The following is a 2,200-nucleotide window of genomic DNA, read 5'->3' on the forward strand; positions in this document are numbered from 1 at the left end:
GTCACCGAGCTCACCGGCACAAAGGATAAAACACGTACAAAGGCGGCATTCGGACCGCGCCAGTTTCCCAGTTCCATGCCCGAAACTACCGTCGCCCAAACCGTTTGAAAGGACCGGATTTCAGGTGGTTTTCAAATCGCATAAAAACAGAAAACCGCCTTCCCTGCTCAGAAAGACGGTTTTTCGGGGTATGCCGGGCCGGACCAATTACGCACCAGCCGGACTTTTCGCGCAAAAGCCGGACTTAAGTAGCTGTAGCCGGACTTTTCAGGCTAAAATTTTTCTGTTTTTCTGGCTGATCCGGTGCAGATAATCGCGGTAAATCTTCCGGATCGTCTCAAAGTCGACGTCCACGTCGGCTTCGATCTGGTAGCGGTTCAGGAACTGGCGGATATGCACCCCGTAGTCACCACCGGCCAGTTCATGCACCCGGCGTACTTCACAGATCATCGACCGCCGGAAAATCTCATCCAGCTGACGGGTCAGCTCCCCGTATTTATCCGCCGGAAACTCGTAGCTTTTCTCCCGGCAATAGTACGAGATGGTAATGGTCGTACCGGCCGGTTTGGGTACGGCAACCGGGAAGGGATAATAGCGGCTCACCAGATGGATCAGCTTGCCGATCTCCGAGCGCTTCTCCACGTGCAGGCAGGCCCCTTTCTCTGAATATTCACCGATGAATTCGCCGACCAGAAATTTCTGAAGGTAAACAGGTACGCTGAGCGTAATGCGTTTTTGCATGGTAGTGATTTCGTCATCTGCTGGGGGATCAGATGACGAAAACTACACACTTTCCGCCGATCAACCAAGGCTTGAAATCGCCGAAATTAACTGATCGAGTTTCCCCTGGGCATTGGTGGCATAAACGGCATCCTTCACCTGATGGGTGGCCCCTTCCACACCGTTGACGGCTCCCTTCACTTCCATGATCCCGCCGTTCAGCCCGGCAACCTGCTGGCCCATTGCGTCGACCGATGCCGACAGCCGGCCGGCCAGACTGTTCATCGCCGCCTGCTGGTTCTGATCCAGCGCCCCGATGGAATCCACGATATTCTGCAAGAGCTCAAGCTGCATCCGGCCCTGCTTCTGGGCTTCCTCCTGAGCGGCTTTGGCTTCGGCTTCATTGGCCGCACTGCCCGACACGTCACTGCCCCCCGAGGTGTCGTAGCCTGATGCGGCCGATGATGCTTCCGCTGCGGATGCTTCGGCTTCGGCACTGGCGCGGGCCGCTTCGGCTTCCGCTTCTCTGGCCGCCGCTTCGGCCTCCTTCTTCTTTTTGGAGCCGAACAGGTACATTTCTCCGTAGCGTTTGGGCTCCAGCATGCCCCCGTCACGGAAGGCTACCGGACCACGGTCAACCGGTGTATGCCTGCGGCCGGGCGTGCGGGCATTCTCCAGCATCCGGCTGATCAGCGGCCAGTTGGCGCGGGTCTGCTCTTTACTGATAATCGCTTCATCGCCCTCCATTTCGCCCCGTTCCTGCCCCGACGACCGGTCAATGATGGCCAGTCCGCCGCTGCCGTAGGTCACGCCGTGCGATGATCCTTTCATCAGACCACCGTAGCGGAACTGCGGCTCGGGCTGTGATTTAATCTTGGCAATCTGCACCGCCGTCATCGCGGCCGTCACCGCCGCAAAGACCAGGTTCAGCGGAAAAATCCCCGAGGCCAGTGCCTTGATGGTGGCCAGTGCCCCCGAAATAAGTGCCGATGCGATATCGGCCTTTTTCTGGGACTGCCAGGCTTTGCGCTTCTGCTCAATCTCCGTCTGCCGGGCTTCCTCGTTGGCATCGGCAATCTGCTCCTCCAGATCGTACTTCTGCTGAATCCGCTGTCTGTTTTCATCGGCCAGCATCTGGAGCTTTTTCTTCTTCTCGGCTTCAGCGGTTTTGATCTTCTGATCCGCTTCATCCTTCGCCAGCTTCAGCAGCTCCTGTGCGCGGTCCTTGTCGGCCGTAGCCAGCTGTTTGAGCAGGTCAATCTTTTTCTCCTTTTCCTCAGTGGCATCCTTAATTTTCTGCTCCGTCTCTTCCTTTGACAGCTTGATTTTCGACTCGGCTTCCTCATTGGCCAGCTTAATTTCCAGTTCCGCTTTTTCCCTGGCCGCATCGATCAGCCGGTTGCGCTCCTGCATCGAAATGTCCGACCGTTTNGTCCGACCGTTTACGGATAGCCGAAATCTCTTCGTCGCGGGTTTTATT

General features: G+C 56.8%; 1 protein-coding gene. It reads right to left on the reverse strand.

Going from position 1 to position 2,200, the window contains the following annotated elements; translation table 11 throughout:
* Positions 1-267: 267 nt before the first annotated feature.
* Positions 268-741 (reverse strand): hypothetical protein, encoded by a 474-nt coding sequence (locus BLX24_RS30025; protein WP_071506872.1) that lies wholly within the window; start codon positions 739-741, stop codon positions 268-270.
* Between the last annotated feature and the right edge of the window lie 1,459 nt (positions 742-2,200).

It is taken from the genome of Arsenicibacter rosenii (assembly GCF_001870735.1).
In the GTDB taxonomy this organism is placed as follows: domain Bacteria; phylum Bacteroidota; class Bacteroidia; order Cytophagales; family Spirosomataceae; genus Arsenicibacter; species Arsenicibacter rosenii.

Coding starts and splice junctions, on each gene's coding strand:
- BLX24_RS30025 (WP_071506872.1), bottom strand. CDS start 741: ATGCAAAAACGCATTACGCTCAGCGTACCTGTTTACCTTCAGAAATTT.